Annotated in this window: 23 protein-coding genes and 1 tRNA gene; 10 read left to right on the plus strand and 14 right to left on the minus strand. The window is 71.1% G+C overall.

Annotated features, from left to right (window positions below):
• The first annotated feature begins 3 nt into the window (after positions 1-3).
• Positions 4-1,509, plus strand: coding sequence for a LacI family DNA-binding transcriptional regulator (locus tag K2224_RS07955; RefSeq protein WP_221905901.1), 1,506 nt, complete (start codon positions 4-6; stop codon positions 1,507-1,509).
• A 64-nt stretch (positions 1,510-1,573) separates the two neighbouring features.
• Here the strand turns inward: K2224_RS07955 and K2224_RS07960 are convergent, their stop codons facing one another.
• The 5 genes from K2224_RS07960 to K2224_RS07980 form a co-directional block, all read right to left on the minus strand.
• Positions 1,574-2,401 (minus strand): hypothetical protein, encoded by an 828-nt coding sequence (locus K2224_RS07960; protein WP_399017989.1) that lies wholly within the window; start codon positions 2,399-2,401, stop codon positions 1,574-1,576.
• Between the two features lie 102 nt (positions 2,402-2,503).
• Positions 2,504-3,196 (minus strand): DUF488 family protein, encoded by a 693-nt coding sequence (locus K2224_RS07965; protein WP_221905902.1) that lies wholly within the window; start codon positions 3,194-3,196, stop codon positions 2,504-2,506.
• Positions 3,197-3,283: 87 nt separating this feature from the next.
• Positions 3,284-4,486, minus strand: coding sequence for an HNH endonuclease (locus K2224_RS07970; RefSeq protein ID WP_221905903.1), 1,203 nt, complete (start codon positions 4,484-4,486; stop codon positions 3,284-3,286).
• A 342-nt stretch (positions 4,487-4,828) separates the two neighbouring features.
• A tRNA-Pro gene (locus tag K2224_RS07975) sits at positions 4,829-4,902 on the minus strand.
• Between the two features lie 201 nt (positions 4,903-5,103).
• Positions 5,104-6,030, minus strand: coding sequence for a metallophosphoesterase (locus K2224_RS07980; RefSeq protein ID WP_221905904.1), 927 nt, complete (start codon positions 6,028-6,030; stop codon positions 5,104-5,106).
• A 150-nt stretch (positions 6,031-6,180) separates the two neighbouring features.
• On the opposite strand from K2224_RS07980, the gene K2224_RS07985 reads away from it, so the two are divergent.
• Positions 6,181-6,645, plus strand: a complete 465-nt coding sequence (locus K2224_RS07985; protein ID WP_221905905.1) for a GatB/YqeY domain-containing protein — start codon at positions 6,181-6,183, stop codon at positions 6,643-6,645.
• Positions 6,646-6,780: 135 nt separating this feature from the next.
• Here the strand turns inward: K2224_RS07985 and K2224_RS07990 are convergent, their stop codons facing one another.
• Positions 6,781-8,985, minus strand: coding sequence for a transglycosylase domain-containing protein (locus K2224_RS07990; protein ID WP_221905906.1), 2,205 nt, complete (start codon positions 8,983-8,985; stop codon positions 6,781-6,783).
• A 380-nt stretch (positions 8,986-9,365) separates the two neighbouring features.
• Between K2224_RS07990 and K2224_RS07995 the strand changes: the two genes are divergently transcribed.
• Positions 9,366-9,710, plus strand: a complete 345-nt coding sequence (locus tag K2224_RS07995; protein ID WP_026246983.1) for a WhiB family transcriptional regulator — start codon at positions 9,366-9,368, stop codon at positions 9,708-9,710.
• An 80-nt stretch (positions 9,711-9,790) separates the two neighbouring features.
• Here the strand turns inward: K2224_RS07995 and K2224_RS08000 are convergent, their stop codons facing one another.
• Entirely contained in the window at positions 9,791-11,167 is a 1,377-nt protein-coding gene (locus K2224_RS08000; RefSeq protein WP_221905907.1) for an ArsA family ATPase, read from the minus strand.
• Entirely contained in the window at positions 11,164-12,141 is a 978-nt protein-coding gene (locus tag K2224_RS08005) for an ArsA-related P-loop ATPase (RefSeq protein ID WP_221905908.1), read from the minus strand. Before K2224_RS08005 ends, K2224_RS08000 begins: the two co-directional genes overlap by 4 nt.
• Positions 12,142-12,294: 153 nt before the next feature.
• Between K2224_RS08005 and K2224_RS08010 the strand changes: the two genes are divergently transcribed.
• From K2224_RS08010 to K2224_RS08025, 4 genes are all read left to right on the plus strand, one after another.
• Positions 12,295-12,453 (plus strand): DUF4177 domain-containing protein, encoded by a 159-nt coding sequence (locus K2224_RS08010; protein ID WP_019992579.1) that lies wholly within the window; start codon positions 12,295-12,297, stop codon positions 12,451-12,453.
• Positions 12,450-12,914 (plus strand): RidA family protein, encoded by a 465-nt coding sequence (locus K2224_RS08015; protein WP_221905909.1) that lies wholly within the window; start codon positions 12,450-12,452, stop codon positions 12,912-12,914. Before K2224_RS08010 ends, K2224_RS08015 begins: the two co-directional genes overlap by 4 nt.
• 103 nt (positions 12,915-13,017) lie before the next feature.
• Positions 13,018-13,923, plus strand: coding sequence for an NUDIX hydrolase (locus tag K2224_RS08020; RefSeq protein ID WP_221905910.1), 906 nt, complete (start codon positions 13,018-13,020; stop codon positions 13,921-13,923).
• The gene (locus K2224_RS08025; RefSeq protein WP_221905911.1) at positions 13,920-14,750 is read left to right on the plus strand and encodes an MBL fold metallo-hydrolase; all 831 of its coding nucleotides are present in this window, start codon (positions 13,920-13,922) and stop codon (positions 14,748-14,750) included. The genes K2224_RS08020 and K2224_RS08025 overlap by 4 nt, the downstream gene beginning before the upstream one ends.
• 33 nt (positions 14,751-14,783) lie before the next feature.
• Here the strand turns inward: K2224_RS08025 and K2224_RS08030 are convergent, their stop codons facing one another.
• Both K2224_RS08030 and K2224_RS08035 read right to left on the minus strand, forming a co-directional pair.
• A complete protein-coding gene (locus K2224_RS08030; RefSeq protein ID WP_221905912.1) occupies positions 14,784-15,620 on the minus strand; it encodes a nucleotidyltransferase in 837 nt (278 codons plus the stop codon).
• Positions 15,621-15,789: 169 nt separating this feature from the next.
• Positions 15,790-16,464 (minus strand): Crp/Fnr family transcriptional regulator, encoded by a 675-nt coding sequence (locus K2224_RS08035; protein WP_003981529.1) that lies wholly within the window; start codon positions 16,462-16,464, stop codon positions 15,790-15,792.
• A gap of 382 nt (positions 16,465-16,846) precedes the next feature.
• Here K2224_RS08035 and nth point away from each other — a divergent pair, with 382 nt between their 5' ends.
• The 3 genes from nth to K2224_RS08050 all read left to right on the plus strand — a co-directional run bounded on the left by nth (position 16,847) and on the right by K2224_RS08050 (position 19,846).
• Positions 16,847-17,809, plus strand: coding sequence for an endonuclease III (gene nth / locus K2224_RS08040; protein WP_221905913.1), 963 nt, complete (start codon positions 16,847-16,849; stop codon positions 17,807-17,809).
• A 98-nt stretch (positions 17,810-17,907) separates the two neighbouring features.
• Positions 17,908-18,633 (plus strand): CoA pyrophosphatase, encoded by a 726-nt coding sequence (locus K2224_RS08045; protein ID WP_221905914.1) that lies wholly within the window; start codon positions 17,908-17,910, stop codon positions 18,631-18,633.
• Between the two features lie 13 nt (positions 18,634-18,646).
• On the plus strand, positions 18,647-19,846 hold the full coding sequence (locus K2224_RS08050) for a MarP family serine protease (RefSeq protein WP_221905915.1): 1,200 nt from the start codon (positions 18,647-18,649) through the stop codon (positions 19,844-19,846).
• A 77-nt stretch (positions 19,847-19,923) separates the two neighbouring features.
• Here K2224_RS08050 and K2224_RS40335 read toward each other — a convergent pair whose 3' ends face one another.
• The 4 genes from K2224_RS40335 to nhaA all read right to left on the minus strand — a co-directional run bounded on the left by K2224_RS40335 (position 19,924) and on the right by nhaA (position 23,079).
• A complete protein-coding gene (locus tag K2224_RS40335; protein ID WP_260692390.1) occupies positions 19,924-20,121 on the minus strand; it encodes a hypothetical protein in 198 nt (65 codons plus the stop codon).
• Between the two features lie 176 nt (positions 20,122-20,297).
• Positions 20,298-21,227, minus strand: coding sequence for an alpha/beta fold hydrolase (locus tag K2224_RS08055; protein WP_221905916.1), 930 nt, complete (start codon positions 21,225-21,227; stop codon positions 20,298-20,300).
• Positions 21,224-21,682 (minus strand): phage holin family protein, encoded by a 459-nt coding sequence (locus K2224_RS08060; protein WP_221905917.1) that lies wholly within the window; start codon positions 21,680-21,682, stop codon positions 21,224-21,226. The genes K2224_RS08055 and K2224_RS08060 overlap by 4 nt, the downstream gene beginning before the upstream one ends.
• 44 nt (positions 21,683-21,726) lie before the next feature.
• On the minus strand, positions 21,727-23,079 hold the full coding sequence (nhaA, locus tag K2224_RS08065) for a Na+/H+ antiporter NhaA (RefSeq protein ID WP_260693429.1): 1,353 nt from the start codon (positions 23,077-23,079) through the stop codon (positions 21,727-21,729).
• Positions 23,080-23,349: the final 270 nt, after the last annotated feature.

A 23,349-nucleotide genomic window follows, 5' to 3' on the forward strand; every position in this document is an offset into this window, starting at 1 on the left:
TCTGTGGGGTACGCAGAGAAACGCGGCGGCTACTGGCGCGGCCGATACAAGATCGAAGACGGCAAGTACGGCACGGTCGCTGATTCCACGGGTGCCGTCGTCAAGTTCGCCACCAAGCGCGAGGCCAAGCAGGCCGCAGACGCGGAAGAGGTGACTGTCCGGCGTGGCCAGTGGCGCGACCCGGGCCTGGGGCAGGAGACCTTCGGCGAGTACGCCAGCCGCTGGTACGACGCCCAGGACCTGGCCGCCTCGACCATGCAGAACTATCGGCGGCACATCGAGGAGCATCTGCTCCCCGAGTTCGAGGACAAGGCGCTGGCGAGCATCCTGCGCACGGACGTGGCTGCCTGGGAGAAGAAGGAGAAGGCCGTGTATGCGGCATCCAGCGTCAAGACCTGGCGCTCGACACTCCACCTGATCTTCGAGGACGCGATCGACGAGGGCCTGATCACGTCCAACCCGGCGGCCAGGCGGCGAGGGCGGGGCAAGCGTGCCGGCCGATCCCGCGACCGCGGTCCGGAGAAGGTCGTCACCGACGCGCTCGGGATCCTGCTGACTGCCGAGCGGTCTGCCCTCCTCTCCGGCCGAGACGACGAGTTCGTCGCCGTGGTCCTCAAGGGCTACACGGGCAAGCGCTGGGGCGAGATCGTCGGTCTGGAAACAGAGTTCGTCCGACCTGGTGCGTTCCGCGTCGAGTGGCAGCTGTACGAGTTGGACACCGGCGAGCTGGTGCGCGTCCCGCCCAAGGACGACAGCTACCGCACCATCGACTCGATGGACTGGCTGTCCGCCCTGGTCTTCAACCACGTCGCTCGTACGAAGCCGACGCCCTGCTCCTGCCACGGGAGGACGTACGTCTTCCATGGACAGGGCGCTGCCCGCACCGGTGGTCATCAGGGCGCGAAGCTGGTCGACGTCGCGCGGCTGGCCGGGATCTCCACGGGGACGGTGTCCAACGTCCTCAACCACCCCGAGCGTGTCACTGAAGTCACACGGGCAAAGGTGGAGCAGGCCATCGCAGACCTCAGGTTCGTACGGGGCGGCACGGTGTCGGAGCATGCAGCCCACTGGCGCAGGAATGGCTATGCGACCTGGCTGTTCACCCCGGCGGCCTCCGGCTGGTATCCCAAGAAGGCCCCGCAGGAGCCCCGGCCCGTACCCCTGATCGGCGATCCGTGGCCCGGCGTCCCGGCGCGAGGGCGAAACGCCGGCGAGCGGGCCGACTCCTGCTGGCTCCCGATCGCCAAGGGCCTGACACCCCACGGCCTCCGTCACACCCACCGGACGATGATGGAGGACCTGGGCACCGAAAAGGTGCTCATGGACGAGCGCATGGGCCACATCGACGGCTCGGTCTCCGCGCGCTACGCCCATGTCACCTCCGGCATGCGCCAGCGCCTCATGCTCGGTCTCACCGAGCAGTGGGAGGCAGCGCTCGACGCCCGCCGCGCGATGTCCCCGAGGTCTCCGGTAGCGGTACTCGACCGCCTGCTCCTCACGCGGGGATGAGGCAGGTGAGGAGTGATGCAGTCCCCGGCGCGTGTCGCGCCGGGGACCTGCCTACACGCCGACGTCACAGGGAGAAGAGTTCCTCCTGCACGCACTCGACGACGTCCCGTCGCGGATAGAACAGCCCCAGCAGCATGAAGGTCTTGGGATGCGCGGCGATGTTGCCGACGAAGCAGTGGACCGCACGGTCGGCGGTGAACATCTGCTCGTACCAGCGCTCCCGTAACTTCTCATGGACGGCGCCCTCGCCGTACTTCCGCAGGAACTTGCGGTACGACTCGCCGGCCTCCCAGTCCTTGAGCGCCATGTCATGACCGGTGCACTGCTTGTCCGCGCAGCGGAAGCGGTACCGGAACTCCAGCGGCACCCACTCAAGGCGCCGGAGGTCCTGGTCGAACAGGTCCAGCTGGTCGGTGAGGGCAGCCTTGGAGGCCGGCCAGGGCTCGGCTGGAGCCAGACGGAAGTCGGTGACCTCGGCGGGGCGGAAGATGCCCAGGGAGGTTCCACGCTCCTCCTGGTCCCGTTTGATCGCGCACAGGGAGGGCGCGATGAGCGGCTCTATGTACGTGTAGCGCTGCTTCCACCCGTTGGAGGAGGGGACGTGGCCCACGACTTCAAGGGTGTCGAGGTTGGGCCGGAGGCTCTCCGGCCGCCGGTCTCGGCTGTGCCGCCGGACGTCGACCTCGATGACCGCGTACTTCGCGAACTGGCTGCTTTCCGCGAGCAGCCTGAACGGGACGGGGAAGAGGCGTACGTGGTGCGGTCGGCTCCCGTCCAGACGGATGCCGGCTACACAGCTGGTTTCGCGGTACTTCGTGGAGAGTTCCGGATACGTCTTGACCGTGATCATGATCCGTGCCCGTTGCCATGCCTGAGCCATGGCGTCCCCCATGACAGCCCCCCTGGCCGATCGTCCTGATCAGACTCGGACTCGTCCGATTGGAGGGGAGCCGGTAGCGCCGGGCAAGGGCGCCTACTGCCTTGAGCGACGAGGTCAGGCCAGAGGCGTTACCGGCACAGAGAGCCGCTTCCGGAGGGTTTCCAGGACTACGTGACGGTGACAGCGCTCCTGGTCCTTCTCGAAGCACAGCACTGCTACCCGTGACCGGCTGGCGTGCTCGGCGAGCCGGTCGAGATCCGCCCGCGCCTCGTCGGAACGCAGCAGGCTCCGAAACCGTGCCCGGCCCTCGACGACGCGGCCGTCCCAGAAGGGCGCCCGATTGTCCTTGGGATTCCCCAGGCCACGGAGGTGATCGTAGGAGATACCGGCCTCGGCGAGCGCCAGCCCGAGGCGGGTCTTGCTGAAGCCCCGCTTACGGCTGATCGGCGTGAGCCGCACATCGGCCACGACGTCGATACGGGACTCCAGCAGCGCAGCGACGAACGAGTCGATGTCGCGCCCCTCGTACCCGGCGGACCACAGCCCGGGTACGCACTTCGACGTGGATTCGCGGAACAAGGCGTCGAGGGAGACACCCAGTGCCTCGGCCAGCGCTCCCACAGTGAAGAAACCTGGCTGGATCGCTCCCTCGCTCTCCAGCCGAGCGAGCGTACTGGTCCCGATACCGGCTTCCTTGGCGAGCCGTTCACGCGACCAGCCCTGTTCCTCCCGCAGCCTGCGCACTTGCCTGGCCAGCGCGTGCGCACGAGCCTGGTCACGAGGGTTCGCGGGTGGATGACTCGACATGAGCCCTGATCCCCACTTCCTTTGAGAAGCAACTTCCAGGCCCCGTTGCCCCGAATGGAACGAGGCTCCGGCAACTCTACTGATCAGTCAACTTCCCTCACCTGAAAGGGTGTTATGGGCGCCGCTTCCCGCTGCGCTGTCCTGTTGCACACCTGGCCCCCAGGCATCACCCTTGCGGTCGTTGCAGACCCAGTGGGCGGCCTGGAGGTTCTCGGCTGTGTGCGCGCCTCCCAGCGTGACCGGCTTGATGTGATCGAGCGTTGCGGACCGCAGATCGGGCCACTCCACAACCGAATCGATGGCCTGATGGCACAACTGGCAGATCCACTGGTCGCGTTCGTAGATCTCGTATGGGTCGACGCCGTCCGCCGCCGCGTTGAGCACTCCTCGCTCGCGCATCCGGGCCTGGTAGCTGTTGCGGGCACGCCTGATGCGCAGCTGCTTGGCGGAGCGAGCCGCATAGGCAGGAGTCCAGAGGATGGGCGTGGTCGTCTCGGTGAGACAGATATACGCCTCCCACGTGTACTCCCGGCCGGCGGAGTCCAGATCACGGATGGCCTCGTTCTGCCAGATCCAGCTGCGTCCGTCGATGCCTTGGAACCGCTGGCCCAAGTGCAGCCGCTCCAGCTGCTCAGCCGCTCCGACCCACCAGACCACCCCGCTGGTGTAGGCGAGGTAGGAGCCGCTCTGCTCGTGGAGTGCGATCATCGGCTCCTCGTCGCCATCCGAGTGGTTTCGTACGAGAGCGACGATGTGGTCGGCTGCCAGGGCGGCGGCGGTGGCGTAAGCGGTGACTGACCCGTTCCGCTCGACGATGTCGCCGGGTATTGGGCCGAGCCCGCGAAACTCGTACGGGAAGTCGGCGTCCGCTTCCCGCGTACGAAACACCTGTGGCATCCGCTCCTGGCTGAGCTGGGCGCGCTGCTCGGACATGGCGGCGGACCGGTCAGCCAGCTCGGGTATGGCAAGGAGATCGATCTCACCGCGCCGGATCCTGGTCTTCGTACGGCGCTTGAGGGTGTCGTTGCACCGGCTGGAGCAGACATGACGGTCCCGGTGTTCCCAGTGGCCTTTGCCCGGCACTGGCTCCCCGCAGACCCGGCACGGTTCGCCGCCGATGGCTCGCTCGGCAGCTGCCAGGATGGGATTCCAGTAGGGATCTCCGGGGATCTTGCGGGTCCTGGTCGGGTCAGGGACGGGCGGCGTACCCGGCGTGAGTGTCGGCTTGGGGCGGGGCGCCTTTGGCGAGTCCCCCTTCGGCCGTTCCGTCCGCTGTTTCTTGGCGGCCACGGTGCGGCACGGGGCAGAGCAGTACTTCTGGCTGCGTGGCCGCCAGTACTCCATCGCCGTGCCGCAGATCGCGCAAGGGCGGCCCTCCGGCTCCGCAGCGTTGGCAGCCTCAGCGGCTAAGTCCTGGTCCACAAGCAATCCTCAGAGGCGAGTTGGCGGCTGGGTTTGCGAACGCGCAGGTGCGGTCAGTTGCGTGAGGCGCGCGTCACACCTTCTCGGCGATCGCGTGCTGGGAGACCTCGACCAAGATCTTCTCCCAGATTTCTCCCAAACGATCTCCAGGAACGAATCAGGGGCCCGACCCGCTATGCGGATCAGGCCCCTGACCTGGTGTTCCTTCAGTCGGGGTGGCGGGATTTGAACCCACGACCTCTTCGTCCCGAACGAAGCGCGCTGCCAAGCTGCGCTACACCCCGAAGCAACGAGCTCTACTTTAGCGGACTGATCCCCGTAGGTGAAATCCGCTTTCGGTCAGTGGTCGAAACGGCTCTGACCTGGGGTTTTGTGGGGGCGGCTCGGGGAGGGCGGGGGTGTGCCCGTTCCCTGTGGGGGCGGCCGGAGGGGGTTGAGTGACAGAGGTCACGCGGAATGGGCCGCCCTCGGGGGTGGTCGGGGCGTCAGTGGCGGGGGGTCAGGGTCAGGAGGGTGGCTTCAGGGGGGCAGGCGAAGCGGATCGGGGTGTAGCGGTTGGTGCCGCAGCCGGCGGAGACGTGAAGGTAGGAGGTGTGGCCGCCGGCGGTGTGGGTGGAGAGGCCCTTGGCGCGCTTGGTGTCGATGTCGCAGTTGGTGACGAGGGCGCCGTAGAAGGGGACGCAGAGCTGGCCGCCGTGGGTGTGGCCGGCGAGGACCAGCGGATAGCGGTCGGCGGTGAAGGCGTCCAGGGAACGCAGGTACGGGGCGTGGACGACGGCCAGGGAGAGGTCGGCGTCCGGCTCGGGGCCGCCGGCGACCTCGGCGTAGCGGTCGCGCTTGATGTGCGGGTCGTCCAGGCCGGTCAGCGCGATGTCGGCGCCCTCCAGCTTGAGGCGGCCGCGGGTGTTGGAGAGGTTGAGCCAGCCGGCCGCGTCGAAGGCGTCGCGGAGGTCCTCCCACGGGTTGTGGACCACGCCGACGGCGGGGGCGTTGCCGTTCAGGCCGTGTCGGCCCTGGGCCTTCTCCAGCAGGTAGCGGGCGGGGTTCCGCAGCCGGGGGCCGTAGTAGTCGTTGGAGCCGAAGACGTAGGCGCCGGGGAACTCCATGAGCGGGCCGAGGGCGTCGAGGGTCTCCGGGACGCCGTCGGGGTCGGAGAGGTTGTCGCCGGTGTTGACGACGAAGTCGGGGCGGAGTCCGGCGAGCGACTGGAGCCAGCGCTGTTTCTTCCGCTGCCCGCCGACCATGTGGATGTCGGAGACCTGGAGGACGCGCAACGGCCGCATGCCGGGGGGCAGTACGGGCACGGTGACGCGTCGCAGACGGAAGGAGCGGACTTCGTAGCCGGCGGCGTAGGCCAGGCCGGCCGCGCCGACCGCGGCAAGGGACAGGGGAACTCCGTATCGCGCGCGCATGGGTCCATGGTTGCAGAGAGGGCGGGGGCCGGGGAGAGGCGATCTTGGTGGGGCGGGTGTGGCCGCCGATGTCGGGTGGGGTGTGGACGGTGGGGCGCGCGGCGGGAAAAGGCGCGGCGGTTGTCGGTGGGTGGGGGCATACTCGACGGCATGACCACGCTCAAGGCCAAGCTCAAGGACGACCTCACCACCGCGATCAAGGCGCGTGACGAGCTGCGTTCCGCCACCCTCCGTCTGACGCTGACGGCGATCCAGAAGGAGGAGGTGGCGGGCACCGAGTCGCGTGAGCTGTCCGACGGCGAGGTCGAGAAGATCGTCGCGCGGGAGGCGAAGAAGCGCCGCGAGGCCGCCGAGGCGTTCGACAAGGGCGGCCGGGCCGAGCAGGCCGAGCGCGAGCGGGCCGAGGGCGAGGTGCTCGCCGAGTACCTCCCCAAGCCGCTGACCGACGACGAGCTGGAGTCGCTGGTCGCCGAGGCGGTGGCGGAGGCCACTGGCGCCGGTGCCGAGGGCCCCAAGGCCATGGGCGCCGTGATGAAGATCGTCAACCCGAAGGTGGCGGGTCGGGCCGACGGCGGCCGGGTCGCCGCGATGGTGAAGAAGCTGCTGGCCGGCTGAGGCCGTGGGCGGCGGTCCGGCCGGTGCCGGCTGAGGCCGCCGCGGTGAAAACGCCGAAGGGGCGCCCCTCGCCGAGGGAGCGCCCCTTCTTCGTGCAGTCTTCGCGCCGTGGCGGCGGTGGGCCGGATCAGCCGTTCACCAGCCGCCGTTCCCGCCGCCGAGGAAGTCCGGGAAGCCGGGGATGTGCCAGCCGCCGCCGGGCTTGTTGTCGCCACCGCCGGGCTGGGGCTGGGGCTGCGGCTTCGGCTGGGGCTTCGGCTTGCCCTTGCCGCCCTGGTCCCCCTTGTCCTTGGGATCGTCGATCGTGGCGGCCGGCAGCTCCGGGGCCGGACGGCCGGCCAGCGCGCCGGTCATCATGTCGCGCCAGATCGGGCCGGGGGTGTCGGCGCCGTAGACCTTGTCGTGCGGGACGCCGCCGATGGTGATGTCGTACATCTGGCGCTGGTGCCGCGGGTCGCCGACCCAGACCGCGCCGGCCGCGTTCGGCGTGTAGCCGACGAACCAGGCGGCGTAGCGGCTGTCCGTGGTGCCGGTCTTGCCGGCGCTGTCGCGGCCCTTGAGGCCGGCCTGTTTGCCGGTGCCGTCCTCCACGACGCCCTTGAGGAGGGCGTTGACGGTGTCCGCGGTCTTCTTGGACATCGCGCTGCGGCAGTTGCTCTTGGGGACGTTGAGCGCCCGGCCCCGGTCGTCGGTGATCGACTCGATGGCGACGGGGGCGCAGTAGGTGCCCTCGTCGGCGAAGGTGGCGTAGGCCGTGGCCATGGTCAGCGGGGACACCTCCAGGCTGCCGAGCGCCAGCGAGGGGACCTGCTTGAGCGGCTTGCCGTCCGCCTGCCGGATCCCCATCCTCTTGGCCATCGTGACCGCGGGGCAGATGCCGATGTCGCTGATCAGCTGCACGTAGTAGGTGTTGACCGACTTCGCGGTCGCCTCCTTCATGGCGTACGGGCCGACTTCGCCCGGGTTCTCGTTCTGGGCGGTGTCGTGGCCTGCCCACTCCCCGGTGCAGGTCTGGACCGGGGTGGGGACCGCCATCTTGTACGGCGAGGAGTACTGCTGGTACGGGCTGACGCCCTGCTCCAGCGCGGCCGCCGCGACGATCGGCTTGAACGTCGAGCCGGGCTGGTAGCCGGCGCCGCCGCCCATCCTGCGGTCGACCGAGAGGTTGATCTGGGTCTGGTTGGTGCCGAAGCCGTAGGGCCGGGACTGGCCCATGCCGAGGATCTTGCCGGTGCCCGGCTGGACGACGGCGCCGGCGCCGGCGACCGGGTCGTCCTCGAAGACGTGCTTGCTCAGCGACGCCTGGATCGACTTCTGGGTCTGCCGGTCCAGGGTGGTGCGGATGGTCAGACCGCCCTGCATCCAGCGCTTCGAACGGGTCTCGCGGGTCTTGCCGAACGTCGGGTCGTTGAGCAGCACCTCGCGGACGTAGTCGCAGAAGAAGCCGGCGCCGTCGGTGGCGGTGATGCAGCCGTTCTGCGGGCGGCTGACCTTCAGCTGGACGGGCCGGGCGGCGGCCGCGTCGGCCTGGGCGCGGGTGATGTCCTTGAGGTCGGCCATCCGCCGCAGCACGGTGTTGCGCCGGGCCGTCGCCGCCTGCGGGTGGTTGACCGGGTCGTAGCGGGTCGGGGACTGGACGATGCCGGCGAGCAGCGCCGCCTCCCCGACGTCCAGGTCCTTGGCGTGCTTGCTGAAGTAGCGCTGGGCGGCGGACTCGACGCCGTACGCCTGCTCCCCGAAGAACGTGATGTTGAGGTAGTTCTGGAGGATCTTGCGCTTGCCGAGCTTCTCCTCCAGCTTGATCGCGTACTTCAGCTCCTTGACCTTGCGGCCGAGGGTCTGCTGGGTGGCCTGCGCGACCTTGTCCGGGTCGTCGCCGGCCTCCTCGACGAAGACGTTCTTGACGTACTGCTGGGTCAGGGTGGACGCGCCCTGGGCGACGCCGCCGGACTGGGCGTTCTTGTTGACCGCGCGCAGGATGCCCTTCAGATCGATGGCGCCGTGCGAGTAGAACCGGGCGTCCTCGATGGCGACGATGGCCTGCTGGATGTACGGCGACATGTCCTTGAGGCCGACGACGGTGCGGTCGCGGGAGTAGACCGAGGCGATCTCGCCGCCGTCGGAGTCCAGGATGGTGGTGCGCTGGCTCAGCGGCGGGGTCCTGAGGTTCGCCGGGATGTCGTCGAAGGCCCCGACGGTCGTCTTGGCCGCGAGCCCGAGCGCTCCGGCGGCCGGCAGCGCGATACCGGCGAGGACGGCTCCGGCAAGGACGCTGACACCGAGGAACTTGGCGGCCTGCTGGGTCCTCGACCGACCCCCGCCCTCGCGCTTCTTAGGCATGAGGGAAGCCTACGTTCTCATTCGCCGGACAGGGGCGCACCTGTTCGTTTAGCCTGTTCCCATCCGCCGCAGCGGAACGGTTCTGCCTCGGTTGGTCAACCCCTACTCCCCGCTTGGGCGCTGTCCCAGATGCCCGCTGTGCGTCAGAAATCCCTTGCTGTCACAGCGAAGTGTCCCGCTTGGGAGGGAAGTGACGTATGTCGCGCGGTCACTCCGTTGGGTGATCTGCCGCGTACGCATAGTCCGTTCGGGCCATTCAAGATTGGGCCCGAAGGGGGTGTTGCGCCCTGCTCGCCTTCCGTAACGTCCTCAACTGGCAACGGTGAATATGCCGTTTGCCGCCGTGGGGGAGCCTCGATTCGGGAGAGGACGGCGCCAGCATGGGCTGGGTAACCGACTGGAGTGCACAGGCAGCCTGCCGCACTACCGATCCGGATGAACTATTCGTGCAGGGGGCGGCGCAGAACCGCGCCAAGGCGGTGTGCACCGGGTGTCCGGTGCGCACGGAATGCCTCGCCGACGCCCTGGACAACCGGGTGGAGTTCGGCGTGTGGGGCGGGATGACGGAACGCGAGCGGAGGGCGCTGCTGCGCCGCCGCCCGACGGTCACGTCATGGCGCCGGCTGTTGGAGACGGCGCGGACGGAATACGAGCGCAGCACGGGCCTGTTGCCGGTGGACTGCTCGGACGACGCCTTCGACGACGCGTACGCGGCGGTCGGATAGGCCCGCCCGGCGGGTGGATCCGTACGCCGCCGGCCGCCGTCCGTGGGGCGTCGGTCCGGCGCAGGCCGGTCGTCGGCCGGTCAGTCGTCGGCGGTGCCTGGGCGCAGCGCCAGGCGGTCGCCGATCGCGCGCAGGCCCGCGAGGTCGTGGACGTCGCCGGGGAGCGCGGCGACCTCCGCCACCGGCACCTCCGGGTGCAGTGCGGTGAAGCGGTCGCGGGTGCGCCGTTCGCGCGCCAGGACCTGCATGCGTTCCGCGTGCAGCCGCAGGAGTCCGGCGGCGAGTTGCGCCGCCGGGGCAGAAAGGGGTGCCGCATGCGCCGCGGCGGCGGGGGAGTGGCCGCCGGGGTTACGTGAGGCAGTCTTCCCGCCGGACAGATCCATAATGCCGTCCGGCCCAAGATTTTCCGTATTTTCCACGGAGGCCCAATCGGAGGCCGAACCAGCCTCGTGGGACGGGGAGTTGGGGGCATCCTCCGGGGCGCGGTCGGGGAGGTCCTCCGTGAGCGCCTCCGCGGCGGCCAGCGCGCGCTCCGCGCTCAGCTGGGCCGCGCCGCTGCCGTGGACGCGGTTGAGCACCAGGCCGGCCAGCGGCATCTGCTCGGCGGCCAGCCGCTCGACGAAGTACGCCGCCTCGCGCAGGGCGTCCCGCTCCGGCGCGGCGACCACCAGGAAGGCCGTACCGGGCGCCTGGAGCAGGCGGTAGGTGGCGTCGGCGCGGGTGCGGAAGCCGCCGAACATGGTGTCCATCGCGGCCACGAACGTCTGGACGTCACGCAGGAGTTGACCACCCATCAGCTTGCTGAGGGTGCCCGTCATCATCGACATGCCGACGTTGAGGAACTTCATGCCGGCCCGTCCGCCGACCTTCGCCGGCGCCATCAGGACCCGGATGAACTTGCCGTCCAGGAAGGAGCCCAGCCGCTTGGGCGCGTCCAGGAAGTCCAGCGCGGAGCGGCTCGGCGGGGTGTCCACGACGATCAGGTCCCACTCGTCGCCGGCGCGGAGCTGGCCCAGCTTCTCCATCGCCATGTACTCCTGCGTACCGGCGAAACCGGCCGACAGGGACTGGTAGAACGGGTTCTCCAGGATGGCGCGGGCCCGCTCGGCGTCCGCGTGCCCCTCGACGATCTCGTCGAAGGTGCGCTTCATGTCCAGCATCATCGCGTGGAGTTCGCCGCCGGCGGCCTCGTCGACTCCCTTGACCTGGCGGGGGACGTTGTCGAGCTCGGAGATGCCCATCGACTGCGCCAGGCGGCGGGCCGGGTCGATCGTCAGCACCACGACCTTGCGGCCGCGCTCGGCGGCGCGGACCCCCAGCGCCGCGGCGGTGGTGGTCTTGCCCACACCGCCCGAGCCGCAGCACACCACGATGCGGGTGCCGGGGTCGTCGATCAGGGCGTCGACCTCCAGCCGGGGGGCCGAGGCGTCCAGCGTCGTGTGGTCGTCGGAGGTCATATGGGTCCCTGTTTCCGCAGGTCTCTGGCCAGGCCGTAGAGCCCGGCGAGGTCCACTCCCTCGGGGAGCAGCCCCAGCTCGTAGGTGGGCAGGCCGAGTTCGGTCAGCGCGGTGTGCTGGGCGCGCTCCAGCTCGACCCGCTCGGCGTGCTCGCGCGCCTGCTCCAGCAGGGGGTCGATCAGGCGCTCCGCGCCGCCGCCGCGGCGGGCGCCGCCCAGCCCGGCCTGGGAGAGGGCCTTGGCGATGCCGGCCCGGGCGCCGCGGGCCGCGACCTCCAGATCGCCGTTGTCCAACAGGGCGGGGCGGGTCATGTTGATCACGACACCGCCGACCGGGATGCCGGCCTCGCGCAGCTCGGCGATGCCGTCGGCGGTCTCCTGGACGGGCATCTCCTCCAGGAGCGTCACCAGGTGCACCGCCGTCTCGGGGGACTTCAGGACGCGCATGACGGCCTGCGCCTGATTGTGGATCGGGCCGATCTTGGCCAGGCCGGCGACCTCGTCGTTGACGTTCAGGAAGCGGGTGACGCGGCCGGTGGGCGGGGCGTCCATCACGACCGCGTCGTAGACGAAGGCGCCGCTTCGGTCCTTGCGGCGGACGGCCTCGCACGCCTTGCCGGTCAGCAGGACGTCCCGCAGACCGGGGGCGATGGTGGTGGCGAAGTCGATCGCGCCGAGCTTCTTCAGGGCGCGGCCGGCGGAGCCGAGTTTGTAGAACATCTGGAGGTAGTCCAGCAGGGCGCGCTCGGCGTCGATGGCCAGGGCGTGCACCTCGCCGCCCCCGGGGGCCACCGCGATCTTCCGCTCCTCGTAGGGGAGCGCTTCGGTCTCGAACAGCTGGGCAATGCCCTGCCGACCCTCGACCTCGACCAGGAGGGTACGTCGCCCCTCGGTGGCCAGGGCGAGGGCGAGGGCAGCGGCGACCGTGGTCTTGCCGGTGCCGCCCTTGCCGCTGACGACATGGAGCCTGCTCACGCCAAGGAGCCTAACCAGTCCGCGTCCGGCTCACGCACGGGATACGCCTGGGAGCACCCGGAGATCCGCCCGCACGCGGTCAGGGACGGCGTCCGGGACGTCCCCCAGGGGTTGCGGGCCCGGGGCCGTCGGAACAGGCATTACGCTCGGCCCATGACCAAGTGGGAATACGCGACCGTGCCGCTCCTCGTGCACGCGACGAAGCAGATTCTGGACACCTGGGGCGAGGACGGCTGGGAGCTGGTCCAGGTCGTGCCGGGTCCGAACAACCCCGAGCAGCTGGTGGCCTACCTGAAGCGGGAGAAGCCGTGAGTGCCGTAGAGGACCGGATCGCGTCGCTCGGCCTGAAGCTGCCGGAGGTCGTGCCGCCGCTGGCCACCTACCAGCCCGCGGTGCGCTCCGGCTCGTACGTCTTCACCTCCGGCCAGCTGCCCATGGTGGACGGCTCGCTGCCGCTCACCGGCAAGGTCGGTGCCGAGGTGGCCCCCGAGCAGGCCAAGGAGCTCGCCGCGGTCTGCGCGCTCAACGCGCTGGCCGCCGTGAAGTCCGTCGTCGGCGACCTCGACAAGATCGTCCGGGTGGTGAAGGTCGTGGGCTTCGTGGCCTCCGCGCCCGAATTCACCGGCCAGCCGGGCGTCGTCAACGGTGCCAGCGAGCTGCTCGGCGAGATCCTGGGCGAAAAGGGCGTGCACGCCCGCTCCGCGGTGGGTGTGGCGGTGCTGCCGATCGACGCCCCGGTCGAGGTCGAGATCCAGGTCGAGATCGCCGACTGAACGGGCCGCGAAGGCCGGTGGACGTGCGGCGCTCGCGTCCGGATCGGGCCTCCTCACCGGAGGACCCCTCGAACATCCGCACGCGAGCGCATAGCATCCGGCCATGGCGTCGACGACGAACGGCCAGTGGTTCCCGCCGGACTGGCCGGCCCGCATCCGGGCCCTGACGAACGGCGAACTGACGCCGCCCGTGCCCCGGCGGGCCGCGACGGTCCTGCTGCTGCGGGACACCGAACACGGCGGCCCCGTCGTCCACATGCTGCGCAGACGCGCCTCCATGGCCTTCGCCGGAGGCGCGTACGCCTATCCGGGCGGGTCCGTCGATCCCCGCGACGAGCGCCCCGTGGGGTGGGCGGGCCCCTCGCGCGCCGCGTGGGCGGTGCGGCTGGGCGTCGACCCGTCCACCGCGCAGGCCATCGTCTGCGCCGCGGTGCGCGAGACCTTCGAGGAATCCGGGGTGCTGCTGGCCGGCGACTCGGCCACCACGGTCGTCGCGGACACCACCGGCGAGGACTGGGCGGCCGACCGCGCCGCGCTGGTCGCCCACGAGCTGTCCTTCGCCGACTTCCTGGCCCGCCGCGGCCTGGTGCTCCGCTCCGACCTGCTGGCCGCCTGGGCGCGCTGGATCACCCCGGAGTTCGAGACGCGCCGCTACGACACGTTCTTCTTCGTCGCCGCGCTCCCGGAGGGCCAGCGCGCCCTCGACGTCTCCACGGAGGCGGACCGCACGGTGTGGATCCGCCCGGAGGAGGCCGCGGCCCGCTACGACCGCGGGGAGCTGCTGATGATGCCGCCGACGATCTCCACGCTGCGCGCTCTCCAGCCGTACGCCGGCGTCGCCGAGGCGCTGGCCGCGGCCGGGGCGCGGGACCTGACGCCGGTGCTGGCCCGCGCCCGCCTCGTGGACGGCGAGATCGTGCTGAGCTGGCCGGGCCACGACGAGTTCACCAAGCACATCGCGACGACGGACGACAGCCCCGCGGGGCCCTCGGGAGGACCTTCCGCATGACCGACGCAGCCGCTCTCCCCGGACAGCCCCGCGGTGGCGTCATCCCGGGACAGGCCACCCCGCGCGCCCACTGCGTCCTGGCCCCGAACCCGTCCCCGATGACACTGGACGGCACCAACACGTGGATCGTCGCCGAGCCGGACTCCGGTCTGGCCGTCGTCATCGACCCCGGACCGCTCGACGAGAGCCACCTCCGGGCCGTCGTCGACACCGCGGAGCGGGCCGGCCACCGGGTCGCGCTGACGCTCCTCACCCACGGGCACCCGGACCACGCCGACGGCGCCGCCCGGTTCGCCGAGCTGACCGGCAGCCCCGTACGGGCGCTGGACCCGGCGCTGCGCCTGGGGGACGAGGGGCTCGGCGCGGGCGACGTCGTCACCACCGGGGGCCTGGAGCTGCGGGTGGTGCCCACCCCGGGGCACACCGCGGACTCGCTCTGCTTCCATCTGCCCGCCGACCAGGCCGTCCTGACGGGTGACACGATCCTGGGGCGCGGCACCACCGTGGTCGCGCACCCCGACGGGCGGCTGGGCGACTACCTGGACTCCCTGCGCCGGCTGCGCTCGCTCACCGTGGACGACGGGGTCTCCACCGTCCTCCCGGGCCACGGGCCGGTGCTGAACGACGCCCAGGGGGCGGTGGAGTTCTATCTGGCGCATCGGGCGCACCGGCTCGCCCAGGTGGAGACCGCGGTGGAGGCCGGCCACCGGAGCGCGACCGAGGTCGTGGCGAACGTGTACGCCGACGTCGACCGCTCCCTGTGGCCCGCGGCCGAACTGTCCGTACGCGCCCAACTGGACTACCTCGGCGAGCACGGGCTGATCTAGGCCCTGTCGTGCGGGCCGGGTCCTGGCGGTGCGTCAGGGGCCCTGTGGGGGGAGTGCCTTCGCGCCGTGGACGGCGAGGTACTCGTCGGCCAGCCAGGGGGCGAGGCCGGTCAGCAGGTCGTCGAGCAGTTCGGGGTACGCGGCGGGGTTGCGGGCGGCGCGGGCCGCGGCGCGCATCTGCTCGGCGTGCGCCGGGTAGTAGCGCCCGAACACCTCGGCGGACTCGGCGAGATCGCTGGTCCAGCCGTTCCAGCGCGACATGACGAGGGTGAATCCGGTGCGCACGAGGTTCCGGGCGACCCCACGGGTGAGGCGGGTGCGCTCCTCGGGGGCGGTGGCCGCGGCGGCCCGCTCGCGCAGGCCGGGCAGCCGGCGGTGGAGATCGCCGTTGGCCTCCCTGGCGAGGAGCGAGGTGGGCCGGTAACGGGGCAGCCCCGCGGTCACGTCCGGCCCGCTGAGAGGCGTGCACAGACAGGCCACGAACCACGCCCAGTCGTACCGCTCCGCCTCGCCGAGCAGCCGGTCCTCGGTGATCAGCAGGATGCCGGCGCCGTCGATCTGGGGGAAGGCGGTGTCCAACTCCGCCTCGACGGCGCGCGCGGCGGCCCGGTCGGCGTCGCTGGGCCCCTCTCCTCGCAGGACGAGCAGCGCGTCGAGGTCGGACACCCCGGGGACGGCGGTGCCGCGCGGGATGCTGCCGTAGAGGTAGGTGCTGAGCACGCGGCCGGGCGGGAAGTGGCCGGCCAGCCGGTCGGTCAGCCCCGCGACGACGGGCGCGAACGACGCGGGCACCCGCTCCAGGGAGCCTTCCCGTACGAAACATCCGTCCTGGTCGAGGCCCTTGCCCCCGGATTCACCGTCGCTCGTCATGGCGCCCACTATGGGGTGCCGCGGCGGCGGGCGGCGAGCCGATTACCGGCGGCCCTCGGTCCACGGCCCGCAGTCGGTCGCTGCGCTCCGCATGCTGTGCTCCGGATACGGCAGGGGCCCCGCCGGAGCGGGGCCCTGGGTGGTCGCGGTGGTCGCGACGGACGCCGGGTCAGCGCGAGCGCTTGGCCAGCCGCTCGACGTCCAGCAGGATCACGGCGCGCGCCTCCAGGCGCAGCCAGCCGCGGCCCGCGAAGTCCGCGAGGGCCTTGTTGACGGTCTCGCGGGAGGCGCCGACCAGCTGGGCCAGCTCCTCCTGGGTGAGGTCGTGCACCACGTGGATGCCTTCCTCGGACTGCACGCCGAAGCGGCGCGAGAGGTCCAGGAGGGCGCGCGCCACGCGGCCCGGCACGTCCGAGAAGACCAGGTCGGACATCTGGTCGTTGGTCTTGCGCAGTCGGCGGGCGACCGCGCGCAGCAGGGCGGTGGCCACCTCGGGGCGGGCGTTCAGCCAGGGCTGGAGGTCGCCGTGGCCCAGGCCGAGCAGCTTGACCTCGGTGAGCGCGGTGGCCGTGGCCGTACGCGGTCCGGGGTCGAAGAGGGACAGTTCGCCGATGAGCTCGCCGGGACCGAGGACGGCCAGCATGTTCTCGCGGCCGTCGGGGGAGGTGCGGTGGAGCTTCACCTTGCCCTCGGTGACCACGTACAGGCGGTCGCCCGGGTCCCCTTCGTGGAACAGGGCGTCGCCGCGGGCGAGCGTGACCTCTCCCATCGAGGCGCGAAGCTCGGCCGCCTGCTCGTCGTCGAGCGCCGCGAAGAGCGGGGCGCGCCGCAGAACGTCGTCCACGAGTTCTCTCCTTGTCGACATGCTCCGGAGGACTGTGGTCCCCATCATGCCGGAATGCAAAACAGTGCGATCAATCACAAGTTTGCCGGACCCGTGGTCCGAGCCGTACGGCAGGGGGCCGATTGGGGTCACGAATCCTGGTGATCGGGTCGGATGTCAGTGGGTGGCCTTAGTCTGGCCGAGTGTCCAATACGCCGGTGAGAGCAGAGGACTGGGGGCCGACAGAGTGAGCGCACGGCGCGATTCCGCTGTGGGCGAACAGCGGCCCGCAGGCGCCTCGAATACCGACAAAAGTAACAAATCGTCCCCCGGGGTGACGACCGGGCGGCAGCCGACGGCGCCCCCGCCCGGCGCGTCGCGCTCCGAGGCGAAGGAGGCGGCCGTGAAGGAGACCCCCGCGAAGCCGGCGGTGAAGAAGGCCGTGGCCAAGAAGGCCGTGGCCAGGAAAGCGGCGACGAGGACGGCCGAGAAGACCGCGGTGGAGAAGGCCCCCGTGAAGAAGGCCGCGACGGCGAAGAAGGCCACCACCAAGGCCGCCGCCGCGAAGACCTCCGCGAAGAAGGCCGCCCCCGCCCGCAAGCCCGAGTCCCGGGTCGCGATGGTGCGCAGGGCCCGTCGGATCAACCGCGAGCTCGCCGAGCTCTATCCGTACGCCCACCCCGAGCTGGACTTCACCAACCCCTTCGAGCTGCTGGTCGCCACGGTCCTCTCCGCCCAGACCACCGACCTGCGGGTCAACCAGACCACCCCCCGCCTCTTCGCGGCCTGCCCCACACCCGAGGACATGGCGGCCGTCCCCCCGGAGCAGCTGGAGGAGCTGATCCGCCCCACCGGCTTCTTCCGCGCCAAGGCGAAGTCCCTGATCGGCCTGTCCACGGCGCTGCGCGACCGCTTCGGTGGCGAGGTGCCGGGCCGGCTGGAAGACCTGGTCACGCTCCCCGGCGTCGGCCGCAAGACCGCCAACGTGGTGCTCGGCAACGCCTTCGGCGTCCCCGGCATCACCGTGGACACCCACTTCGGCCGGCTGGCGCGCCGCTTCGGCTGGACGACGGCGCAGGACGCCGAGAAGGTCGAGGCCGACGTCGCCGAGATCTTCCCGAAGAGCGAGTGGACGATGCTCTCGCACCGCGTGGTCTTCCACGGCCGCCGTGTCTGCCACTCCCGCAAGCCCGCCTGCGGCGCCTGCCCGATCGCCCCGCTGTGCCCCTCGTACGGCGAGGGCGAGACCGACCCGGAGAAGGCGAAGAAGCTGCTCAAGTACGAGCTGGGCGGCCAGCCCGGGCAGCGTCTGAAGCCGCCGGCCGACTATCCGGGGCAGCCCGCGCGGCCGCTGGCGGCCTCGTAGGGCGGCGAGGGCCGGTCCGGCGCGATCGCCGGACGGGCCTCGGGGCGCGCAGGACTCCAGGGGGACCGACCATCGACGTAAGCCTCAAGGGGGCGCGGATGACGAGTGCACGGGAGCAGTACGGCGAGACGACGGACACCCGCTCGGCGGAGGCCGGGCGGGAGGCCGCGGTGACGACCCGGGGCCTGCCCGAGTGGCTGGGCCCGGTGGCGCGTGCGGCCGCCACGGTGGAGCCGCGCCAGCTCAGCCGCTTTCTGCCGCCGGAGCACGGCGGCCGGCAGTCCGCCGTGCTGATCCTCTTCGGGCACGGCACCCGAGGGCCCGAGCTGCTCCTGATGGAGCGCGCCGGCACCCTGCGTTCGCACGCCGGCCAGCCCTCCTTCCCCGGTGGCTCGCTCGATCCGCAGGACGGCGACCCGGAGGGGCCGGGTCCGGTCCGCGCGGCGCTGCGCGAGGCCCAGGAGGAGACCGGGCTGGATCCCTCCGGCGTCCAGGTCTTCGGGGTGCTGCCGCGGCTCTACATCCCCGTCAGCGGTTTCGTCGTGACGCCCGTGCTGGGGTGGTGGCGGGTGCCGAGCCCGGTCGGTGCGGTCGACCAGGGGGAGACCGCCCGGGTCTTCACGGTTCCGGTGGCAGATCTCACGAACCCTGCACACCGGGTCACCACACGTCACCCCAGCGGTCACGTCGGCCCCGCCTTCCTCGTCGAGAACGCGCTGGTCTGGGGTTTCACCGCCGGAGTGATCGACCGGATCCTGCACTACGCGGGGTGGGAGATCCCATGGGACCGCGACAAGCAGGTCCCGCTCGACTGGCGCTCGTGAGACGGTGTCCGGCGTGAACGTCCTGGACATCCTGCTGCTGATCGCGGCCGTGTGGTTCGCGATCGTCGGTTACCGGCAAGGCTTCCTCGTCGGCATCCTGTCCGTGATCGGCTTCCTCGGGGGAGGTCTGATCGCGGTCTACGTGATGCCGGTGATCTGGAACGGCGTCACCGACGACGCCAAACCGGGCACCTTCGCGGTGATCGCGGCGGTCGCCATCGTGATCGTCTGCGCTTCGGTGGGTCAGGCACTCACCACCCACCTCGGCAACAAACTCCGCCGCCACATCACCTGGACCCCGGCGCGGGCGCTGGACGCGACCGGCGGGGCACTGGTCAACGTCCTGGCGATGCTGGTCGTCGCCTGGCTGATCGGCGCCGCCCTGGCGCAGACGTCCCTGCCGACCTTCAGCAAGGAGGTCCGCAACTCCAAGGTGCTGCTCGGGGTTTCCGAGATCATGCCGCAGGAGGCCAACACCTGGTTCAAGGACTTCTTCGCGGTGCTGGCGCAGAACGGCTTCCCGCAGGTCTTCACGCCGTTCGCCAACGAACCGATCCGGCCGGTCCGTCCGCCGGACCCGGCGCTGGCCAACGGCCCGGTCGCCTCGGACGCCCGGCGCAGCATCGTCAAGATCGTCGGACGGGCGCCCAGCTGCGGCAAGATCCTGGAGGGCACCGGCTTCGTCTTCGCGCCGCACCGGGTGATGACCAACGCCCATGTCGTCGGCGGCGTCAGCGACCCCACCGTGCAGGTGGGCGGCGAGGGGCTCCCGGTGGACGCCAAGGTCGTGCTCTACGACTGGCAGCGCGACATCGCCGTGCTGGACGTCCCGCAACTGCGCGCCCCGGTACTGAAGTTCGCCGCGAAGGACGCCGTCAGCGGCAAGAGCGCCATCGTCGCCGGCTTCCCGGAGAACGGCGGCTACGACGTCCGCCCGGCCCGGGTCCGCGGCCGCATCCAGGCGGACGGCGCGGACATCTACCAGCGGGGCACCGTCGGCCGCGACGTCTACTCGCTCTTCGCCACCGTCCGCGAGGGCAACTCCGGCGGCCCGCTGCTCACCCCGCAGGGCGAGGTCTACGGCGTGGTCTTCGCCAAGTCGCGGGACGACGCCCACACCGGCTACGCGCTGACGGCCGACGAGGTGCGGACGGACGCCGTCCGGGGGCGGGTCGCGAGCCGGCAGGTCGACACCCAGGGGTGCGCGATCTAAAGGCCGGGTGCGGGGCCGCGTACCGATCCGTTGCGGACGGGGCGCGGCCCGGCGGCCGCTCGCCGGAGTGCGCCGGGTCAGCTGCGGGAATGGCGCAGCCGGGCGCTCATCCAGCGCGCTCTGCGGCGCAGGATGCGGGGGATGCCCATCGGGTGCGCCGGGTCGGGGGAACCGCCGGATCCGAGATCCGCGGTGCCCCTGTCCTGCGTTCCCACTGCAGCGGCACTGCTGCGGTGGTTGCGTGCCACGTCACGGTGGTCGTGCGTCCAGCCCATACCCTCGACTCTGCCCGTGGCCCATGGTCCGTAACCGCCTGGGAGAGGGCCAATTGGCCTATGCGGGAGGCAATTGGCCGTTCGGCAGACGAACGTTCGTGTGACGCGGCGGAGCGGGCCGGTGACCGTGCGGAGCGGGCCCGGGACGGGTGGCGCGGGGCGGTCGGGCGGGGCCGTCAGCGGTCCGGTTCGGGGTCCTTGAGCCAGTTGACCAGCTCGGTGGAGAAGGCCGCGGGGTCTTCCTCGTGCGGCCAGTGGCCCAGGCCGTCGAAGAGCCGCCAGCGGTAGGGGGCCTCGACGTACTCGCCGGAACCGGCGGCGCTGCGGGTGCGCATCACCGGGTCCAGTGAGCCGTGCAGATGCAGGGTGGGGACCCGTACGGGCTTCTTCATCCGGCGGTTGAACTGGAGGCCGTCGGGGCGGGCCATCGAGCGCACCATCCAGCGGTACGGCTCGATCGAGCAGTGCGCCGTCGACGGGATGGTCATCGCCCGCCGGTAGATCTCGATCGTCTCGTCCTCGGGGAGCCGGGGACCGGACCAGTCGCGGATCATGCGGCCGACCAGCTCCGCGTCGTCGGCGGTCAGCCGGCGCTCCGGCAGCCAGGGGCGCTGGAAGCTCCAGACGTGCGAGCTGCGGCGGACGTCGGCGAGCATCGCGGTCCGCCAGCGCCGCGGGTGCGGCATCGAGGAGACCGCGAGCCGGCGCACCAGCTTGGGCCGCATCGCCGCCGCCGTCCAGGCGAGGTAGCCGCCCAGATCGTGCCCGACCAGCGCCGCGTCCGCCTCGCCCAGGGAGCGGATGACGCCGGTGATGTCGAGGGCGAGGTTGGCCGGGTCGTAGCCGCGCGGGGTGCGGTCGCTGCCGCCGACCCCGCGCAGGTCCATGGCGACGGCGCGGAAGCCCGCGTCGGCCAGTGCGGGCAGCTGGTGCCGCCAGGCCCACCAGAACTGCGGGAAGCCGTGCAGCAGCAGTACGAGGGGCCCGTCGCCCATCTCGGCGATGTGGAAGCGCGCGCCGTTGGCCGCGACGTCCCGGTGCGTGACCTCTCGCCCGCTCGGGAGATCGAGCCGCACGACCGAGGCGGTGCTGTCAGGGGCTGTCATACCGACGAGCGTGTCACAGACGTAAGGACCGGGTGGTCCGCCTCGGTCGTCCGCGGGTGCGGCTTGGCCTTCTGGAGCACCGCGGCGGTCTGCTTGGCGGAGGCGATCGACTTCTCCGGCTTCTTGATCTTCTTCATCTTGGCCACCGCGATCAGGATCAGCAGCGCGGCGACGACCAGGAAGGCGCCGCCCACGATCAGGAAGGACCAGGCCAGCCCGAGGCCGAGGTTGTGGATGCCGTAGGCCGCCGCGAAGCTCAGGACCGGCAGCGCGAACAGCGCCAGTGCGCCCGCCACGAGGAACGCGGCACTGCCGATGCCCGCCCGCTTGGCGTCCTGCCGGAGTTCCGCCTTGGCCAGTGCGATCTCGTCGTGCACCAGCGCGGACATCTCCGCGGTCGCCGTGGCCACCAGCTGCCCGAGGCTGCGGTCCGCACCGTCGTCGGCTGCGCTCATCGCCGTCTCCCTCTTCTCTTCGCCTGGATGCAAAGCCTCTCAGATCATGCCGGACCATCGTCCCCGGACCGGGCCCCGGCGGCCATTTCGGCCAGCCGGCGGTGTTCGGCGGCCTTCGCCTCGTGGATCGCGGCCATCCGCAGGTGGTACTCGGGACGGCCCTGTTCGTAGACGTCGGGGATGCCGTCCTGGTCCTCGTCGCGCTCCTCCTCGTCGCACAGGCGCCGGTACTTGTTGTTGCGGACCTTGAGGAGGATGCCGGCGAAGACGGCGGCGAGCAGCGAGCCGATCAGCACCGCGGCCTTGATCTCGTCGGTCAGTACCGGGTCGCCGGCGAAGGCCAGTTCGCCGATCAGCAGCGAGACGGTGAAGCCGATGCCGGCGAGGGCGGCGACGCCGAAGACGTCCGGCCACTTCAGATCGGGGTTGAGTTCGGCCCTGGTGAAGCGGGCGGTGCACCAGGTGCCGGCGAAGATGCCCACGGCCTTGCCCACTATCAGGCCGAGGACCACGCCGAGCGTCTCCGGCCGGGTGAAGACGTCGCGGACCGCGCCGCCGGATATGGACACGCCCGCGGAGAACAGTGCGAACAGCGGCACCGCCAGCCCCGCCGACAGCGGGCGGACCAGGTGCTCGATGTGCTCGCCGGGGGACTGTCGCTCGCCTTCCCGGCGGTGGCAGCGCAGCATCAGGCCCATCGCGACGCCGGCGATGGTGGCGTGCACGCCGCTGTTCTCCATCAGGGCCCAGATCACCACGCCGAGCGGGACGTAGACGTACCAGCCGCGGACGCCAATGCGCAGCAGGACGTAGAAGAGCACCAGGCCGGCGACGGCCAGGCCGAGGGCGAGGAAGTTCAGCTTCGAGGTGAAGAAGATCGCGATGATCAGGATCGCGAAGAGGTCGTCGACGACGGCGAGGGTGAGCAGGAAGGCGCGCAGCGCGGACGGCAGGGAGGTGCCGATGACCGCGAGGACGGCGAGGGCGAAGGCGATGTCGGTGGCGGTGGGGACCGCCCAGCCGCCGAGCGAGCCGCCGCCGGCGGCGTTGACGGCGAAGTAGACGAGGGCGGGGGTCGCCATGCCGCAGATCGCGGCGACCACCGGTAGGGCGGCGGCCTTGGGGTCGCGGAGTTCGCCGGCGACCAGTTCGCGCTTGAGCTCGATGCCGGCGACGAAGAAGAAGACGGCGAGCAGGCCGTTGGCGGCCCAGTGCTGGAGGGAGAGGTCCAGTCCGAGCGAGGCCGGGCCGAGGTGCAGACCGCGGACCGCCTCGTAGCTGCCGCCGACGGTGTTGGCCCAGATCAGGGCGGCGATGGCGGCGGCGAGAAGGAGGACCCCGCCGACGGTTTCGGTGCGCAGCGCATCGGCGATGAAGTTCCGCTCGGGCAGCGGCATCCGGCCGAGGAATATGGAGCGACGGTTGCTGGGCGCAGTCACGCGATGACCTCCGGCAGCTGAGAACGGCTTTAGCAGTTGCCGACCAGACTTCCCGGCGCACCCAGAGTTTCCTGGCGTCCCCTTGACGCCTCCTTAACTCTAACGGGTGGCTGTAAGCGGTTGATGCGTGGGCAATACTTTACGGGCATTTCGGGCATCGGGCCGCCGGGGGGCACCAGGGGCGGGCCCGGGCACGCCGGAGGGGGCACCCGGCCGTGACGGCCCGAT

The sequence above is a fragment of the Streptomyces sp. BHT-5-2 genome, assembly GCF_019774615.1.
Classification (GTDB): Bacteria; Actinomycetota; Actinomycetes; order Streptomycetales; family Streptomycetaceae; genus Streptomyces.

Bases quoted from the DNA above. Each gene is read 5' to 3' on its own strand.
- K2224_RS07995 (WP_026246983.1), top strand. From the start codon at position 9,366: ATGGGCTGGGTAACCGACTGGAGTGCACAGGCAGCCTGCCGCACTACC.
- K2224_RS07960 (WP_399017989.1), bottom strand. From the start codon at position 2,401: ATGGGGGACGCCATGGCTCAGGCATGGCAACGGGCACGGATCATGATC.
- K2224_RS08000 (WP_221905907.1), bottom strand. From the start codon at position 11,167: ATGACCTCCGACGACCACACGACGCTGGACGCCTCGGCCCCCCGGCTG.
- K2224_RS40335 (WP_260692390.1), bottom strand. From the start codon at position 20,121: ATGGGCTGGACGCACGACCACCGTGACGTGGCACGCAACCACCGCAGC.
- K2224_RS08010 (WP_019992579.1), top strand. From the start codon at position 12,295: ATGACCAAGTGGGAATACGCGACCGTGCCGCTCCTCGTGCACGCGACG.
- nhaA (WP_260693429.1), bottom strand. From the start codon at position 23,079: ATGCCGCTGCCCGAGCGGAACTTCATCGCCGATGCGCTGCGCACCGAA.
- K2224_RS07980 (WP_221905904.1), bottom strand. From the start codon at position 6,030: ATGCGCGCGCGATACGGAGTTCCCCTGTCCCTTGCCGCGGTCGGCGCG.
- K2224_RS07965 (WP_221905902.1), bottom strand. From the start codon at position 3,196: ATGTCGAGTCATCCACCCGCGAACCCTCGTGACCAGGCTCGTGCGCAC.
- K2224_RS08020 (WP_221905910.1), top strand. From the start codon at position 13,018: ATGGCGTCGACGACGAACGGCCAGTGGTTCCCGCCGGACTGGCCGGCC.
- K2224_RS08055 (WP_221905916.1), bottom strand. From the start codon at position 21,227: ATGACAGCCCCTGACAGCACCGCCTCGGTCGTGCGGCTCGATCTCCCG.
- K2224_RS08025 (WP_221905911.1), top strand. From the start codon at position 13,920: ATGACCGACGCAGCCGCTCTCCCCGGACAGCCCCGCGGTGGCGTCATC.
- K2224_RS08045 (WP_221905914.1), top strand. From the start codon at position 17,908: ATGACGAGTGCACGGGAGCAGTACGGCGAGACGACGGACACCCGCTCG.
- K2224_RS08030 (WP_221905912.1), bottom strand. From the start codon at position 15,620: ATGACGAGCGACGGTGAATCCGGGGGCAAGGGCCTCGACCAGGACGGA.
- K2224_RS07985 (WP_221905905.1), top strand. From the start codon at position 6,181: ATGACCACGCTCAAGGCCAAGCTCAAGGACGACCTCACCACCGCGATC.
- K2224_RS08060 (WP_221905917.1), bottom strand. From the start codon at position 21,682: ATGAGCGCAGCCGACGACGGTGCGGACCGCAGCCTCGGGCAGCTGGTG.
- K2224_RS07990 (WP_221905906.1), bottom strand. From the start codon at position 8,985: ATGCCTAAGAAGCGCGAGGGCGGGGGTCGGTCGAGGACCCAGCAGGCC.